The sequence below is a fragment of the Amycolatopsis rifamycinica genome (assembly GCF_000695625.1).
GTDB lineage: Bacteria > Actinomycetota > Actinomycetes > Mycobacteriales > Pseudonocardiaceae > Amycolatopsis > Amycolatopsis rifamycinica.
Map to the genome: position 1 here is coordinate 162,509 of NZ_JMQI01000051.1, position 16,090 is coordinate 178,598.

16 protein-coding genes and 1 tRNA gene are annotated in these 16,090 nt (G+C 74.4%); 9 read left to right on the forward strand and 8 right to left on the reverse strand.

The features are described 5' to 3' along the window. Positions 1-3: 3 nt before the first annotated feature. Complete coding sequence (locus DV20_RS24730; RefSeq protein WP_043784193.1) at positions 4-906, forward strand: serine hydrolase; 903 nt, start codon at positions 4-6, stop codon at positions 904-906. A gap of 44 nt (positions 907-950) precedes the next feature. Next, entirely contained in the window at positions 951-1,280 is a 330-nt protein-coding gene (locus tag DV20_RS24735) for an antibiotic biosynthesis monooxygenase family protein (RefSeq protein WP_043784194.1), read from the forward strand. Positions 1,281-1,826: 546 nt separating this feature from the next. On the opposite strand, the gene DV20_RS24740 is transcribed toward DV20_RS24735, so the two are convergent. Continuing rightward, on the reverse strand, positions 1,827-2,393 hold the full coding sequence (locus tag DV20_RS24740; RefSeq protein ID WP_043784195.1) for a cysteine hydrolase family protein: 567 nt from the start codon (positions 2,391-2,393) through the stop codon (positions 1,827-1,829). Between the two features lie 52 nt (positions 2,394-2,445). On the opposite strand from DV20_RS24740, the gene DV20_RS24745 reads away from it, so the two are divergent. Then, positions 2,446-2,736 (forward strand): ribosomal protein L7/L12, encoded by a 291-nt coding sequence (locus DV20_RS24745; RefSeq protein WP_043784197.1) that lies wholly within the window; start codon positions 2,446-2,448, stop codon positions 2,734-2,736. Here DV20_RS24745 and DV20_RS24750 read toward each other — a convergent pair. Together DV20_RS24750 and selD are read right to left on the reverse strand one after the other, a co-directional pair. Next, positions 2,733-2,945 (reverse strand): DUF2795 domain-containing protein, encoded by a 213-nt coding sequence (locus tag DV20_RS24750; RefSeq protein WP_043784198.1) that lies wholly within the window; start codon positions 2,943-2,945, stop codon positions 2,733-2,735. The two genes, DV20_RS24745 and DV20_RS24750, sit on opposite strands and share 4 nt — an antisense overlap. Before the next feature lie 57 nt (positions 2,946-3,002). After that, positions 3,003-3,995 (reverse strand): selenide, water dikinase SelD, encoded by a 993-nt coding sequence (gene selD / locus DV20_RS24755; protein ID WP_043784199.1) that lies wholly within the window; start codon positions 3,993-3,995, stop codon positions 3,003-3,005. Positions 3,996-4,049: 54 nt separating this feature from the next. Between selD and DV20_RS24760 the strand changes: the two genes are divergently transcribed. From DV20_RS24760 to selB, 3 genes are all read left to right on the forward strand, one after another. Continuing rightward, positions 4,050-4,144, forward strand: a tRNA-Sec gene (locus DV20_RS24760). Continuing rightward, positions 4,144-5,427, forward strand: coding sequence for an L-seryl-tRNA(Sec) selenium transferase (gene selA, locus DV20_RS24765; RefSeq protein ID WP_043784201.1), 1,284 nt, complete (start codon positions 4,144-4,146; stop codon positions 5,425-5,427). The genes DV20_RS24760 and selA overlap by 1 nt, the downstream gene beginning before the upstream one ends. Continuing rightward, the gene (gene selB, locus DV20_RS24770) at positions 5,418-7,142 is read left to right on the forward strand and encodes a selenocysteine-specific translation elongation factor (RefSeq protein ID WP_043784202.1); all 1,725 of its coding nucleotides are present in this window, start codon (positions 5,418-5,420) and stop codon (positions 7,140-7,142) included. The genes selA and selB overlap by 10 nt, the downstream gene beginning before the upstream one ends. Here the strand turns inward: selB and DV20_RS24775 are convergent. After that, positions 7,139-7,975 (reverse strand): helix-turn-helix transcriptional regulator, encoded by an 837-nt coding sequence (locus DV20_RS24775; RefSeq protein WP_043784203.1) that lies wholly within the window; start codon positions 7,973-7,975, stop codon positions 7,139-7,141. The two genes, selB and DV20_RS24775, sit on opposite strands and share 4 nt — an antisense overlap. A 124-nt stretch (positions 7,976-8,099) precedes the next feature. Here DV20_RS24775 and DV20_RS24780 point away from each other — a divergent pair, with 124 nt between their 5' ends. Beyond that, positions 8,100-8,873 (forward strand): SDR family NAD(P)-dependent oxidoreductase, encoded by a 774-nt coding sequence (locus DV20_RS24780; RefSeq protein WP_043784204.1) that lies wholly within the window; start codon positions 8,100-8,102, stop codon positions 8,871-8,873. On the opposite strand, the gene DV20_RS24785 is transcribed toward DV20_RS24780, so the two are convergent. The 3 genes from DV20_RS24785 to DV20_RS24795 form a co-directional block, all read right to left on the reverse strand. Further along, entirely contained in the window at positions 8,864-9,742 is an 879-nt protein-coding gene (locus DV20_RS24785) for an alpha/beta fold hydrolase (protein ID WP_043784205.1), read from the reverse strand. The two genes, DV20_RS24780 and DV20_RS24785, sit on opposite strands and share 10 nt — an antisense overlap. 66 nt (positions 9,743-9,808) lie before the next feature. Continuing rightward, entirely contained in the window at positions 9,809-9,991 is a 183-nt protein-coding gene (locus DV20_RS24790) for a CsbD family protein (protein WP_043784207.1), read from the reverse strand. A gap of 87 nt (positions 9,992-10,078) precedes the next feature. Continuing rightward, positions 10,079-11,344 (reverse strand): cation:proton antiporter domain-containing protein, encoded by a 1,266-nt coding sequence (locus DV20_RS24795; RefSeq protein WP_043784208.1) that lies wholly within the window; start codon positions 11,342-11,344, stop codon positions 10,079-10,081. Between the two features lie 185 nt (positions 11,345-11,529). On the opposite strand from DV20_RS24795, the gene DV20_RS24800 reads away from it, so the two are divergent. Further along, positions 11,530-11,865: a hypothetical protein gene (locus DV20_RS24800; protein WP_235190942.1), complete on the forward strand. Its 336-nt coding sequence runs from the start codon at positions 11,530-11,532 to the stop codon at positions 11,863-11,865. 39 nt (positions 11,866-11,904) lie between these two features. Next, positions 11,905-13,212 (forward strand): cytochrome P450, encoded by a 1,308-nt coding sequence (locus tag DV20_RS24805; RefSeq protein WP_043784210.1) that lies wholly within the window; start codon positions 11,905-11,907, stop codon positions 13,210-13,212. A gap of 39 nt (positions 13,213-13,251) precedes the next feature. Here DV20_RS24805 and DV20_RS24810 read toward each other — a convergent pair. Next, the coding region (locus tag DV20_RS24810; protein ID WP_043784211.1) for a family 78 glycoside hydrolase catalytic domain at positions 13,252-16,090 on the reverse strand (2,839 nt) is incomplete at its 5' end.

Below are 16,090 nucleotides of genomic sequence, written 5' to 3' on the forward strand. Positions count from 1 at the left end.
GCGATGACGGCCGGAGCGCTGGTCCGGGACCTGCGCACGGCGTTGGACGAAGGCGGCCTGCGCGGGTCGTTCCTGGTTCGCGACCTGCGGTCGGGCACCGAGCTGGGCATCGACCCGGACCGCGAGTACCCGATCGCCTCCCTGGTCAAGGTCCCCCTGGCGGCGGCCACCCTGGAACGCGTCCACCGCGGCGAGCTCGACGCGGCGACCCGGCTGGAGGTCGCCCCCGGCGGCGTCACCACCCCCGGCCCGATCGGCCTCACCCGGTTCCGCCACCCGGCCCGGATAGCCCTCGGCGACCTGCTGTACCTGAGCACGTCCTTGAGCGACGGAACGGCCGCCGACGTCCTGTTCGGACTGACCCCGCCCGCCGAGGTGATGCGGATGCTGGGGGAGTGGGGGCTGGCCGGCATCGCGGTCCGTCACCTGATGCGCGACCTCGTCGAGACCCCGGCGGAGCGCTTCGAGACGGGCGAGGGCGACCTGGCCCAGGCGTTGGCGATCGGCGCGTCGACGGCCGGCCGGGGTCACCGCCTCCCGCAGCTGGACGTCACGCGCGCGAACTCGGCGTCGGCCCGGGCCCTGGTCGAGCTCCTGCAGGCGCTGTGGACAGCGTCGAAGATCGACGCGGAGGTGGCCCGCGGCGTCCGCGAGCTGATGGCGAACAACGTGCTCCGCCACCGCCTGACCCCCGACTTCGCCTCGGACGCGGCCCGGTGGTCGTCGAAAACGGGAACGCTGTTGAATCTGCGGCACGAGATGGGCGTGGTCGAGCACGCGGACGGAGCGGTGTTCGCGGTGGTGGCGCTGACGGAGTCGAGGGTCCCGGCGGTCCTCCAGCCGGAGGCGGAGATCCTGATGGCCAGGGTGGCCCGCGCCTTGCGCGACCACCTGCGCGGAGGCTGAGAAAACCACTTGGGCCTCGGGAACGGGCGGCTTACGCTCCGGCGGTGTCGTTCACCAGACCCGAACCCCCGTACTACGCGGTGATCATCACGAGCACTCTGGACGCGGCCAACCTGGACGGTTACGAGGCCATGGACAAGCGCATGGCCGAGCTGGGCCGAGCCCAGCCGGGCTACCTGGGCCGCGAGTCGAGAACGGACCCGCAGGGCCGCGAGCTGACGGTGCTGTACTACCGGGACGCCGCCTCGATCGCGGCGTGGCAGCAGCACCCGGAGCACCTGGAGGCCCAGCGCCGCGGCCGGGAGCAGTGGTACGCGAACTACCACATCGAGGTGGCGAGGGTGGAGCGCGCGTACGGTTTCGAGCGGGAGTAACGCGAGAGCCGGCCAGCAAGGGGCGGCTGGTGCTCCTTGGTCCTCGGCGCTGCCCGCCCCTGCACGGATTTCCGCGCCCGGCCCTTCACACCTCGGCCCACCGGCCGCCCTCGCCCGGGAGAAGCGGCCCCGGCCGACCCCGGGAGAACCCTTGCCCCGGGAGAAACGGCCCCGGCCAGCCCGGCCGCCTTCGCCCTGGGAGGACGGCTCCGGCCTGCCCGGCTGCCTCTCGCCTCGGGAGTACGGGCTCCGGCCAGCCCGGCTGCCTCTCGCCTCGGGAGTACGGGCTCCGGCCAGCCCGGCCGCCTTCGCCCTGGGAGGACGGCCCCGGCCAGCCCGGCCGCCTCTCGCCTCGGGAGAACGGGCTCCAGCCAACCCAACTGCCGCTCGCCCCGAGAGAACGGCTCCGGCCAACCGGCCGCCTCCGCCCCGGAGGACCGGCCCCGGCGCCCCGGCCGCCCCCTCGCCCCGGAGGACCGCCCCCACCCAACCGGCCGCCCCCACATCTGCCTCCGGACCCCTACCCCCCGGCCGCGGAGACCAGCCTCACGCCGGCGCCTTCACCCCGAACTCCACCTCGGCCGTCTCCACCGTCCCGGCGGTCCGTCCCGGCGCCGTCTGGTACCGCCAATACATGTTCGTGTGCGCGATCACCTGCTCGGGCGCCGGTGCACCATAAGCGGACAAATCCTCCGTCGTGTGCGCGTCGGCCACCAGCGTCGCGTCGTAACCGCGCGCCAGTGCCCCGTGCAGCGTCGAGCGGATGCACGCGTCCGTCTGCGCGCCCGCCACCACCAGCGACCCGATCCCGCGGGCCGCCAGCACCTCCTCCAGGTCCGTGTCCTCGAACGAGTCGCCGTACTCCTTGTGCACCAACGGTTCCCCCTCGCGGCGCACGAGTTCCGGCACGTACTCCCAGGTCTCACTGCCGCGCGGCAGCTCGTCGCTGGTGTGCTGGACCCACACCACCTCGGTGCCCGCCGCGCGGGCTTTGTCCACCAGGGTCACGAGGTTGGCCAGGACGGATTCGCGGTCGTGGGCCGACTCCATCACGCCGTTCTGCACGTCGACGACGAGCAGGGCGGTGTGCGGGCGGCCGGTCAGTGTGGTCATGGCGTCACCTTAACCACCGGCACCGACAATTCCCGGGGCTAGCATGCCCGGTATGGACTACGGGATGCTCTTGCTCGGTGTCGTCGCGCTGGTCGCGGTCGTCGGACTGGGGTCCTCGGCCACGGACCGCAAGCTCGGCCGGGTCGATCGCCGCCTCGCGCGGGTGGAACGGAAGCTCGACGCGATCGCCGACCGGCTCGGGGTGTCCCTCGCGGAGCCGGAGCTCGAAGAGGTGACCGCGTTGCTGCGCCAGGGCAAGAAGATCCAGGCGATCAAGGCCTACCGCGAAAGCACGGGCGCCGACCTCAAGGAAGCCCGTGACGCCGTGGAGCGGCTCGCCTAAGGCGCCCCGCCGATGTGCTTGGCCGACACCGCTTCCCACACCGCGTCGAAGTTGTCGTACCGGTCGCTGTCCGGCAGCCCGCCGAGCGAGCCCAGCACCGAGTCGCCGCCGCCCGCCGCGGCGGCGCGGCGCAGGAGCTCCTCGCGGCCGCAGGGGTACTCGGTCTCGGCCAGGTGCTGTTCGAGGCTGGTCCGGTCCGGAGCGGGCATCGCACACCTCCTGATCGTTCTCCCCACCGGCGTACCCGGGGCCGCCGGGACGGAAACTCAGCCCACGACGATCGTGTGGTCCGACCGCGGTTCCAGGGACCCGATCACCGGGTGACCCGGCAGCTCGCCGGCGACCAGCAGGCCCCCGGACGTCTGCGCGTCCGCCAGCAGCAACGCTTCGTCCTCGGAGATCCGGGACAGGTCGGCGTGCGGGCGCACCCAGTCGAGGTTGCGCCGCGTTCCCCCGCTGACGTACCCGTCGCGCAGCGCCTCCCGCGCGCCGTCGAGGTACGGCACCGCCGCCGGGTCCAGCCGGGCCGTGACGCCGCTCGCGCGCGCCAGCTTGTGCAGGTGCCCCAGCAGGCCGAACCCCGTCACGTCGGTGGCGCAGGACACCCCGGCGGCCAGTGCGGCACGGGACGCGGGCGCGTTGAGCGTCGTCATCGCCTCGATGGCCTGCGGGAACCGGTCGCCGGTGGCCTTGTGGCGCGAGTTGAGCACGCCGATGCCGAGCGGCTTGGTCAGCGTCAGCGGCACGCCGGCGCGGCCCGCGTCGTTGCGCAGCAGCCGCGCGGGATCCGCGACGCCGGTGACCGCGAGCCCGTACTTCGGCTCCGGGTCGTCGATGCTGTGCCCGCCGGCCAGGTGACAGCCGGCCTCGCCGCAGACGTCGAGGCCGCCGCGCAGCACCTCGGCGGCCAGCTCGAACGGCAGGGTCTCCCGCGGCCAGCCCAGGAGGTTGACCGCCACCACCGGCGTGCCGCCCATGGCGTAGACGTCGGAGAGCGCGTTGGCCGCGGCGATCCGGCCCCAGTCGTAGGCGTCGTCGACGACCGGGGTGAAGAAGTCCGTGGTGACGATCAGCGCGGTGCCCCCGGCGATCCGGACCGCGGCCGCGTCGTCACCGGTGTCCAGGCCGACGAGCAGCTCGCCCGGGGGATCAGCGGGCATGACACCGGTGAGGCCGGCCACGGCCGCCTCCAGCTCGCCGGGCGGGATCTTGCACGCGCAGCCGCCGCCGTGCGCGTACTGCGTCAGTCGGTAACCCACCGGTTCATCGTGCCCGCCCGGCGCGAACTTGGCAGGATGGCTGCCATGGTGCAGGGAGGCGTATCCGGCCTGGTGACCGGCGCGGTCTTCAAAACCGTCGAACGGCAGGTACTGCCGCTGGCGGGTTCGATTCCCGTCCGCCTCCGCCATGCCTGACCCCCGCCGCGCGATCCCGCGGACCGACGCGATCCTGGCCGAGCCCCGGATCGCCAAGGCCGCCGGTTCGCTCGGCCGGGAGCTGGTGAAATCCGTGGTCAACGACGTCCAGCGGGCCGCGCGGGCCGGCGAGATCGCCCCGGGCGACGTCGCCGAAGCCGTGCTCGCGCGGCTGCCGGCGAGCGCGTCCTCGCTGCGGCCGGTGGTCAACGCGACCGGCGTCATCGTGCACACCAACCTCGGCCGGGCGCCGCTTTCGGCCGCCGCGCTCGACGCCCTGGTCGCGGCCGGCGGGGCCACCGACGTCGAATTCGACCTCGCGACCGGCGACCGGGCCCGCCGCGGCCGCGGCGCCCTCGCGGCGCTGCGCGCGGCCGTGCCGGACGCCGGCGCGGTCCACGTGGTCAACAACAACGCGGCCGCCCTGCTGCTCTGCGCCCTCGCGCTGGCCCCGGGCCGGGAAATCGTGGTCAGCCGGGGCGAGCTGGTCGAGATCGGCGACGGCTTCCGCATCCCGGACCTCCTGGAGTCGGCCGGCGCGCGGCTGCGCGAGGTCGGCACCACGAACCGGACGTCGGTCCGCGACTACGCCGCGGCGATCGGCCCGGACACCGGGTTCGTGCTCAAGGTCCACCCGTCGAACTACCGCGTCACCGGCTTCACCGCGGAAGCCGCAGCCGGCGAGCTGGCCGGGCTCGGCGTGCCGCTGGTCGCCGACATCGGCTCGGGCCTGCTCGCCCCGCACCCGCTCCTGCCGGACGAACCGGACGCGGCGAGCGCGCTGCGGGCGGGCGCCACGATCGTCACGGCCAGCGGCGACAAGCTGCTCGGCGGCCCCCAGGCCGGCCTGCTGCTCGGCGACGCCGACGTCGTCGAACGGCTGCGGCGGCACCCGGCCGCCCGGGCGCTGCGCGTCGACAAGCTCACCCTCGCCGCGCTCGAAGCGACGCTGCGCGGGCCGGAACCCCCGGTGCGCGCCGCGCTCGAAGCGTCCGTCGCGGACCTGCGGCAACGCGCGGAAGCGCTGGTCAAGGCCCTGGGGGACGTCGATGCCCTGGTGGTCGACTCGGTGGCGGCCGTCGGCGGCGGGGGCGCGCCCGGCGTCGTACTACCCAGCGTCGCGGTGAGCCTGCCCGCCCGGTACGCGGCCGCGCTGCGCACGGGCGAGCCCGCGGTGGCCGGCCGGACCGTCAAGGACCGCTGCCTGCTCGACCTGCGGACCGTCCGGCCGGAAGAGGACGCGCCGCTGCGGGAAGCGGTCCGCCGATGCGGGTGATCGTCACCGCCGGGCACGTCGACCACGGGAAGTCCACGCTCGTGCGGCGGCTGACCGGGATGGAGCCGGACCGGTGGGCCGAGGAACGCCGCCGCGGCCTCACCATCGACCTCGGCTTCGCGTGGACCCGGATCGGCGACGAGGACGTCGCGTTCGTCGACGTGCCGGGCCACGAGCGGTTCGTCCCGAACATGCTCGCCGGCGCCGGCCCGGCCCCGGCGGTGCTGTTCGTCGTCGCCGCGGACGAGGGCTGGATGCCGCAGTCGGCCGAGCACCTCGCGGCGCTGGCCGCGTTCGGCGTCCGCCGCGGCCTGCTGGTCGTCACCAAGGCCGACCGCGCCGACCCGGCCGCGGCGACGGCGCTCGCGCTGCGGGAGATCGCGGCGACGTCGCTGGGCGCGGTCCCGAGCGTCGCCGTCAGCGGGACGACGGGAGCGGGCCTGGACCGCCTGCGCGCGGCGATCGGCGACCTCACCGCCGGGCTGCCCGTCCCCGATCCGGACGCCGACGTCCGGCTGTGGATCGATCGCGCCTTCACGGTTTCCGGGGCGGGCACGGTCGTCACGGGCACGCTGGCCGCCGGCACGATCACCGCGGGCGACGAGCTGCTGCTGGGATCGGCACGGGTGAAGGTCCGCGCCCTGCAGGCGCTCGGCGAACCGCGCGACCGCGTCGCCGCCGTGGCCCGCGTCGCGGTGAACCTGCGCGGCACGGCACGCGCCGACGTCCGGCGCGGCGACGTCCTGCTCACCCCGGGCCGCTGGCGCACGACGGCCGAGTTCGACGTCCGGCTGCGCGGCGCGGCGGCCGCGGACCTGCACCGCGAACTGGTGCTGCACCTGGGCACGGCGGCCGTGCCGGTGCGCGTCCGTCCACTCGGGACGGACACGGCCCGCCTCACCACGGCGGCCGCGCTGCCGCTGCGCACGGGGGACCGCGGCCTGGTCCGCGATCCCGGCGAGCACCGGATCGCCGCCGGGTTCGACGTCCTCGACGTCGATCCGCCCGCATTGTCCCGCCGGGGCGCGGCGCGGGCTCGCGGCCGCGAGCTGACCGACCCCGACCTCGCCCGGACTTACCTGCGCCGCGACGGTTTCGTGCGTGCGGAGGACTTCGCCGTGCTCGGCCTGCCGGAGACCGGGGAGCGCCTCGGCGAGTGGTGCGCGGACGAAGAGCGGTTCGCGGCGTTGCGCGCGCAGGCGGCCGGGATCGTGGGCGCGTGGGACAGCACGGCCGCGGGCGTCCCGGTGGAGGCGTTGCGGCAACGGCTCGGGCTGCCGGCCCCGGAGCTGGTCGTTCCGGTGCTGCGGGGCACCGGGTTCGAGGTGGGGGGCGGGCTGGTCCGCCGCCCCGGCGCCGGCCTGGCGCCGGCGATCGAGAAGGCCATCGAGGTGGTCGTCAAGCGGCTCGCGGAGCACCCGTTCCGCGCCCCGGAGGCGGACGAGCTGCGGGCACTGGGCCTCGGCCGGCGCGAGCTGGCGGCGGCGGTCCGGCTGGGCCGGTTGACCGCGGTGGCCGACGGAGTCGTGCTCGGGCCGGACGCGGAAGAGCGAGCGGCGGAGGAACTGCGGCGGTTACCGCAGCCGTTCACGGTCTCGGCAGCCCGCAAAGCCCTCGACAGCACGCGGCGGGTGATGATCCCGCTGCTGGAACGCCTGGACGCGGCCGGCCGGACCGAACCCCTCGGCGACGGCACCCGCCGGACGACGCCCTAACCCCGTTCGGCGAGCGACTGGGTCCCGATGACGCCCAGCAGCGCCAGACGGTCGGCCTCATCGCTGCCCGGCTCGGCCGTGTACACCATGAGCCGCAGGTCGCTGCCCGGGGCTTCGAGCACGTCGCAGTCCAGGGTCAGGGGGCCGACGTCCGGGTGGTCGATCGTCTTGCGGGCGGCGTCGTGCCGGCCGACCGCGCCCGATCGCCACAGCTCGGCGAAGCGCGGGCTGAGCCGCCGGAGGTCGGCGATGAGCGAGCGCAGGCCGGCGTCGTCGGGGTAGCTGCCGGCGGTGCGGCGCAGGTCGGCGACCAGCGCCGCCTGCAGGGCGTCGCGGGATTCCGGCGTGTCGCGCACCCGGGTGTTCGGGGTGAGGAAGTTGCGCCAGGCGGCGTTGCGGTCGTTGCCGTGCCAATCGCCCATGAGGGCCGTGTAGAGCGGGTTGGCGAGCAGCTGGTTCCAGGCCGCGTCGAAGACGGCCACGGGGGTGCCGGCGAGGCGGTCCAGCATGCGGTGGACGCCGGGGGTGATGTGCCGCGGGACCGTGCCGGGGCCCGGCGGCACGAGGCCGGCCAGGCGGAACAGGTGCGTCCGTTCGTCCCGGGTCAGGCGCAGAGCCCGGGCCAGTGCCTCGACGACCTGGGCCGACGGGCTGGTGGCGCGGCCCTGTTCGAGCCGGACGACGTAGTCGGCGGAGATGCCGGCCAGCTGGGCCAGCTCCTCGCGGCGCAACCCGGCGGCGCGACGGCGAGCGCCCGCGGGCAGGCCGGCGGCCTGGGGTGGGACGCGGTCGCGCCAGTGACGCAGGGCGGCGCCCAGTGCGGTGTTCGCCATACCTGGATTGTGCAAGCTCGCCGTCCGGTTGTCCTGGCACTGCCGGTCCCAGGAAAACGGGACCACTTCCCGGGCCGCCGGTCCGCGCCGATCGTGGGGGCAGAACCCGAAAGGAAGCACACCCATGACCCAGCTCGCCCTCGTCACCGGCGCCACCTCCGGCATCGGCCGGGCCTTCGCCGACCGCCTCGCCGCCGACGGCTACGACCTGATCATCACCGGCCGCCGCGAGGACCGCCTCGCGGAGTTCGCCGCCGCCCACCCCGGGGTCGAGGTCCGCACGGTCGCCGCCGACCTGTCCACCGACGACGGCGTCGGCACGGTGGCCGCGATCTGCGCCGCCGAGCCGCTGACCATGCTGGTCAACAACGCCGGCGTCGCCCACTACATGCCGCTGGCGCAGCTGCCCGCCGAGAAGGCCGCCGAGCTCGTCCACGTCAAGGTCGCCGCGCCCACCATGCTGACCCGCGCCGCGGTCGCGGGCATGCGGGAGCGTGGCGAAGGGAAGATCGTCAACGTGGCCGGGATGATCGCGTTCAGCGGGCCCGCGGACCCTTCCGTCATGCCCCGGCGGGCCGTCTACGCCGGTTCGCTGGCCTACCTCGTCGCCCTGTCCCAGACCCTGAACGCCGAGCTCGACGGCACCGGCGTCCGGGTGCAGGTCCTGTGCCCGGGCGTCGTGGCGACCGAGTTCCACTCGCGGCAGGGCCTCGACCTCAGCGCGGTGCCGCGGATGTCCGCCGCCGACGTCGTCACGGCGTCCCTGCGCGGTTTCGAGCTCGGCGAGGTGGTGACGGCCCCGGGTGTCGAGGATGCCGGCCTGCTCGACGCCGTCTTCCGCGCCGACCTCGCGGCCTTCGGGGGCCAGAGCCCTCAGCTCGCCTCCCGCTACCGCTGAACCGCGCCGAAGAACTCGCTCAGCGCGGCGGCGAGCGCCTCGGGGTTCTCCTCGGCCACGTGGTGCCCCGACGCGATGGCGTGGCCGCGCAGGTCCGTCGTCCACGGCCGCCAGACGGCCAGGACGTCGCCGTAGAGGTCGGCCATGTCGTCGTCGCTCGACCAGAGCACCAGGGCCGGGCAGGTGATCCGCCGCCCGGCCGCGCGGTCGGCGTCGTCGTGGGCGCGGTCGACGCCCAGGCCCGCGCGGTAGTCCTCGAGCATCGCGGTGACGGTGGCCGGGTCGTGGATCGCGCGGCGGAAGTCGGCGAAGTTCTCCTCGCCGAGGCGTGCGGGGGTGTTCCTCGTGCCGACGTCGTACCAGGCGTCCGGGTCGGCGGTGATCACCCGTTCGGGCTTTTCCGGCTGGGCGAAGAAGAACCAGTGGTACCACTCGCGCGCGAACCGGGCGTCGCAGCGGTCCAGGGCCTCGGCGATCGGGACGGCGTCGAGGATCGCCGCGCCGCGGACCACCTCGGGGTGGTCGAGGGCCAGCCGCGTGGCCACGTAGGCGCCGCGGTCGTGGCCCGCCACGAAGAACCGCTCGTGCCCGAGGTGCCGCATCAGCGCGACGCAGTCCGCCGCCATCGCGCGTTTGCTGTAGGGCGTGTGGTTTTCGTCGGTCGGCGGTTTGGTGGACTCCCCGTAACCGCGGGTGTCCGGGCAGACGACGGTGAACCGCTCCGTGAGCCGCGGGGCGACGCGGTACCACGTCGTGTGCGTTCGCGGGTGCCCGTGCACCAGCAGGAGCGGCGGGCCGGAGCCGCCGTGCCGCACCCGCAGCGTGACGTCACCGACGTCGACGCGCTCCAGCGCGAAGCCCTCGAACACCCAGCACCCCCGGACACGCGTCCGCTGCCGCACCCCGGCGTCCGGGGTGCGGCAGCGGGAAGCGGGTCACTTCTTGTCAGTGACGCCCTTCACGGCGTCCTTGATCTTCTCGCCGGCCTGCTTGAGCGAACCCTTGGCCTGGTCGGACTTGCCCTCGGCCTGCCACTGCTCGTTGTCGGTGGCGTCGCCGACGGCTTCCTTCGCCCGGCCCTTGAGCTCTTCGCCCTTGTTTTCCAGCTTGTCGTTCATCGGAGTGCACCTTCCGTCGCGGCGACATTTCCGGATCGGCCAGTCGCCAAAAGGGCCTTGACAGACTGATACCCACTCCGCGCGCCGCTACACATCGGCCGGCAGGTGGCCGCCCCGGCGCTCGATCCGCTGGATCGCCGGCTCCGCCAGGACGCCGTGCACGATCACCGACACCGCGACCGCCAGGGCGCCGACCCGCCACAGGACGTCCTGCTGCGGCAGCGGAAGCCGGTTGAGCGTGTAGGCCAGGTAGTAGAGCGTGCCGATGCCGCGCACGCCGAAGAACGCGATCGCCGCGGTGGCGCGCCGTCCCGGGGACGGCGCGCCCAGCAGGGAAAGCCAGCCCACGACGGGCCGCACCACCAGCACGGCGATCACGGCGATCACCACCTCGAGGGGCCGCAGCCCGCGCAGCAGGCCGTCGCCGATCGCCAGGCCCAGTCCCAGCAGGGCGAGCGGGACGAACAGCCGTTCCAGCTGGTGGCCGAAGGCGTGCAGGACGCCGTGGTACTCGTGTTCGCGTTCCTGCGTGCGCACCGCGACCGCGGCGACGAACACGGCGACGAACCCGTTGCCGTGGGCGGCTTCCGCGAGGGCGTACGGGACGAACGCCAGCGCGAGCAGCACCAGCCCGTCGGCGTATTCGGCCAGGCGCAGCCGGTCCGACGGCGCCCGGAAGATCGCCCAGCCGAGCAGCCGCCCGGTGAGCAGGCCGGCCACCACCCCGATGACCAGCGGCAGCAGCAGGTCCACCAGCACCCAGGACAGGTCGAGGCGGGGCTGTCCGCTCGCCAGTGCCAGGCCGAGCAGGATGAACGGCATGGTGAGGCCGTCGTTGAGCCCGGCTTCCGTGGTCAGCGTGAACCGGATTTCGTTGTTCCGGGCCAGTTCCGGCTCGACGTCGGGGTGCGGCACGCCGATGTCGCCCGCCAGTACCGGGTCGGTCGGCGCCAGTGCCGCGGCCAGCAGCAGCGCGACCCCGGGGGCGAGCGCGAGCCACCAGTACCCGAGCAGGGCGATCGCGAGGATCGACACCGGCATCGTGATGGCGAGCAGCCGCCAGGTCGTGCCCCAGCGTTTCAGGCCGAACGGGCGGTCGACCGACAGCCCCGCCCCGGCCAGCGCGACCAGGATGCCCAGCTGGGCGAACGATTCCACCCCGTGCAGGTGGGCGGCCGGGTCGCTCCAGCCGTTGCCGTAGGGGGCCGGCAGCGGCGCCACGCCGAGCACGATGCCGGCGATGAGCATCACCAGCGGCACCGAGAACGGCCGGTCGGCCACCAGCTTCGGCACGATCGCCGCGGCCAGCGCGAGCAGGCCCGCCACTCCGAACAACACCGTCAACGACGACAAAGGTCTCCTCCTGACGCTTGTACGCCTGCCACCGCGCCAGGAGACCCGGTCGAGCGTGAAACTCCGGACGCGCCGCGATCGGCCGGGCTCCCGGAAGCCGGGTAGCGTGGCCGGAAGAGGCGCGCCGCGGCCCGTATTCCCGGCGTGCGAGCGGCGAAACCGACGAGGAGGCCGCGGTGACGGCGATGAACGGGACGGGCGGGCCGTGCCGGTTCTGCGGCAGGCGGCGCGACCCCCGCGTGCCCGGCCGGAAGGGGCCGATCTGCGTGGACTGCGTCCGCGCCGGCCTGCGCGTGGCGCGCGACGGCGCCGACCGGCAGAGCGGCGCGGGTGACGTGCTGGCGGCGGTGACGTCGCCGCTGGCCGCGGTGTGCGACTTCTGCGGCCGCCGCGAACGCCGGACATTCCTCGGGCTCCGGCGTCCGCTGCTGCGGGTGGACTGCGCGGCGCGGGACGCGGTGATCTGCGTGGACTGCCTGGACCACGCCGGTGATGTGCTGAACGTCGCCCTGCGCGGCTGAGGGCGTTTCCGGCCCGGCGCCGGCGGGTAGCCGGGCGCCATGACGTCCACTCGGGAACACCGCACGCGACCGGAGACCGCCTCGGTCGCCGAGACCCTGCGCGTCGCGGTCCAGGTGGCGCTGCCCACACTGGCCGGCGGCGTCATCAAGCGCCGCCCCGCGGCGATGGCCGTGGCCGGGAAGCTGCAGTTCGACCGGGCCGCCGTGCGGTTGCTGCGCCGGCTGCGCGACCGCCACTACGGCCGTCCACTGAGGTTGCGCGTTCCCGGCCGGTCGGTGGAGCTGGCGCTGTCCGGTGCGGACGTGAAGCGGCTGCTGGCCGGCACACCCACGCCGTTCAGTCCGTCCACAGTGGAGAAACGGGCCGCGCTGGGGCACTTCCAGCCGCACGGCGTGCTGATCTCGGACGCGGCCCACCGGCCGGCCCGCCGCCGGTTCACCGAGGCCGTGCTCGAACCCGGGCGCCCGCTGCACGAGCTCGCGGCGCCGTTCGCCCAGGCCGTCGCCGAGGAAGCCGGTGCCCTGCGCGGCTCGGCGACGCTCGGCTGGGACACCTTCAACGTCACCTGGTGGCGCCTGGTCCGGCGGATCGTGCTCGGCTCCGGTGCCCGGGACGACACGACGCTCACCGACCAGCTCGAACGCCTGCGGCTGGACGCGAACTGGGCGTACCTGCACCCTCGGCGCAAGCAGCTGCGCGAGGAGTTCCGCGAGCGGCTCGTCGCCCACCTCGGCCGCGCCGAGCCCGGCAGCCTCGCCGCGCTGATCGCGGAGACCGGCGAAGAAACGGCGCCCGACCAGGTGGCGCACTGGCTGTTCGCCTTCGACGCGGCGGGCATGGCGACCTACCGGACGCTGGCGCTGCTGGCGAGCCACCCGGGGGCCCTGGAGCGTGCCCGCACCGACGTCGAGGGCGTCGACCTCGCGGAGCCGAACCAGCTGGGCTACCTGCGCGCGTGCGTGCTGGAATCGGTCCGGCTGTGGCCGACGACGCCGATGATCCTGCGGGAAACGACGGAGGAGACGTCCTGGGGCCCGGCGGGGACGACGGTGCTGATCTTCACGCCGTTCTTCCACCGCGACCCGGACCTGCCCTACGCCGACCGCTTCGAACCGGAGCTGTGGCTGGACGGCCGCGCGGCGGAGAACCCGGCCCTGGTCCCGTTCAGCGCGGGCCCGGCCATCTGCCCGGGCCGGGACCTGGTCCTGTTCTGCGCGAGCACGATGCTGGCGAACCTGCTGCGCGACCACCGCTACGAGCAGGCGTCGGGGCCGGTGCTGTCCCCGGACCGCCCGCTCCCGGCCACCCTCGACAACTTCCACCTGAAGCTCCGGCCGGTCGGCTGAGCCGGCGCCGCCACGCGGGAGCGGCGCCGGCCCGCCCGCTCACGCCGGAGCCGTGAAGACGTACGAGCCCGCAGGCAGGAAGTACGTCCCGGGCGCGGACGGCACCGCCTCGGGCGGCGCGGTGATCCCGTCCGGGCGCGACGCCGGGACCACGACCGTCGCCGACGAACCCACCGGGATCGTCACCCGCAAGGTCACCCGTCCGTCCGCGGCCGACCAGTCGCTGACCGCGGCGCCGTAGGGCGTTTCGTACGCCGACTTCGCCGACGTCAGGCCGCCGCCCCGCTGCGGCGCGATCCGCAGCGACGCGTACCCCGGGGACGCCGGGGCCAGCCCGCCCACCGAGCGGTACAGGAAGTCGCCCACCGACCCGAGCCCGTAGTGGTTGAACGAGTTCATACCCGGGTCGTTGAACGAGCCGTCCGGTTTGATGCCGTCCCACCGCTCCCAGATCGTCGTCGCGCCGCGGTTGATCATGTAGCCCCAGCCCGGGAAGCCCGGCTGCCGGAGCACCTGGTACGCGACGTCGGCGTGGCCGTGCGCCGCCAGCACCGGCAGCAGGTTCTCCACGCCGAGGAAGCCGACGCTGAGGTGCCCGCCCGCCGCCGCGACCCGGGCGGCCAGCCGGTCCGCCGCCGGCTGGACCAGCGAGGCCGGCAGCAGCCCGAACGCCAGCGCCAGGACGTACCCGGTCTGGGAGCCCGAGCCGATCGTGCCGTCGGCCGCGGCGAACCGCCGCGTGAACGCCGCCGCGACCTGGTCGGCGAGCGTGCCGTACCGCGCCGCTTCGGCACCGTGCCCGGTGGCCGCCGCCATCCGCGACACGAGCCGGGACGACCACGCGAAGAACGCCGTCGAGATCAGGTCCTGCCCGGTGTTGTCCTCGACGTTCAGCCAGTCCCCGTAGGTCTGGTGGTCGCGGATCAGATCCGCGGCCGCCGTCGAACGCAGGTATTCGACCCACTTCACCATCGCGGCGAAGTGTTCCTGGATGACGCCGGTGTCGCCGTACCGCTGCCACAACGTGTACGGCACGATCACCCCCGCGTCGCCCCAGCCCGCCGTGCCCGAGCCGCCCAGCACGCCCGGGGCCACGTCGGTGAACGACCCGTCGTCGTGCTGCGCGTCGACGAGGTCGTCGCTGAACTTGCCGAGGAAGTTGGCGACGTCGAGGTTGAACGTCGACGTCCCGGCGAAGATCCCGATGTCCCCGGTCCAGCCGAGCCGTTCGTCGCGCTGCGGGCAGTCGCTCGGCACCGACAGCATGTTCGAGCGCTCGCCCCAGAGGATGTTGTGCTGCAGCTGGTTCACCAGCGCGTCCGACGTCGTGAACGTCCCGCTCCGCGCCCCCGACGTCCACATCGCCCGGCCGGTGAGCGTCGCCGCGGTGGGCGGCGAGGGCAGGCCGGTCAGCTCGACGTACCGGTAGCCGTGCACGGTGAACCGCGGTTCGTACGTCTCGGCGCCGCCGGTGCCGGCGAGGGTGAACCGGTCGGTCGCCTGGGCCGCGCGGAGGTTGGCGGTGTAGATCGTGCCGTCCGGGTTCAGCACCTCGGCGTGCCGCATGGTGACCGTGGTGCCGGCCGGCCCGGCCACGGTGAGCCGGTTCCAGCCGGCGAAGTTCTGGCCCAGGTCGGCCACCCACACGCCCGGTTCCGGCTGGGTCCACGAGACCGGGTGGAAGTCCTGCTGCACCGTGACGCCGTTGTCCACCTGGGACACCAGGGTGGGGCGGTCGCCGGAGCGCACGCGCGCGGCCATCCAGCCGCGGTCGTCGAACCCCGGCCGGTCCCAGCCCGCCGCCGTGAGCCGCGCGTCGTAGGTTTCGCCCTGGTAGAGGTCGTCGGCGCGGATCGGGCCGTCGCCGGCCTTCCAGGTGCCGTCGGTCGCGATCGTGGTGCCGGTGCCGTCGGTGAACGTCAGCCGCAGCTGCGCGGAGTACCACGGCTCGCTGCCGTACTTCCGGCTTCCGGCGATGCCGATGCTGCCGGAGTACCAGCCGTTGCCGACCAGCGCGCCGAGGACGTTCTCCCCGGTGCGGATCTGCGCGGTGACGTCGGAGACCCGGTACTGCAGGCGTTTCGTGTAGTCGGTCCAGCCGGGTGCGAGGACCTCGGCGCCGACCTTCGTCCCGTTGAGGTGGGTCTCCTGCAGCCCGAGCGCGGTCGTCAGCAGCCGCGCGCTCACGACCGGCTTGGTGACGGTGAAGCTCTTGCGCAGCAGGGGAGCGGGGGTGCCGACGGTGACGTTCGCGCCCCACGGCCCGGTGCCGTACGCGGTCAGTGCCCGCGCCGCGGGCCAGGAGCTGTCGTCGAAGCCGCGCTGCTGCCAGCCGTCCGGGCCGTTCTCACTGGCCTTCCAGCTCCCGTCGGTGACCAGCGTGGGTCCACCTGGGACGGTCAGCTTGGCGAGCATGCCTGCCGGGCTCTGGGTGGTGTTCTCGGTGCTGACCGCGATCGTGTTCGACCCGGCGGTCAGCAGACCGCCGATTTCGGCGACCGCGGCGGTCTTCCACGAATCGGCGACGCGGGGCGAGTCGCTCACGCGGGTGCCGTTGACCCAGACGGTGGCGGTGTCGTCACCGGTGACGACCAAGGTGGCCTTCGCCGGGGCCGCGGCCAGGTCCAGTGTCCTGCGGAAGAACCGGGTCGACGGCGGCACGCCGGCGACGGGATCGCCTTCGGGGTACCAGATCCAGCTCGCCCCGGTGAGATCCGGCCCGGCCGTCGCGCGGCCGAGGAAGGCGCCGGTCCACTCGGTCGCGGGTGTCCGGAGCGCGGTTTCGAAGCGCTGGACCGCGCTCCAGCCGCCCGGACGGCCCGCGCCGTCCCAGACGCGGACGCGCCAGGTGTAGGCGGTGAGCGAGGCCAGCGGCGGG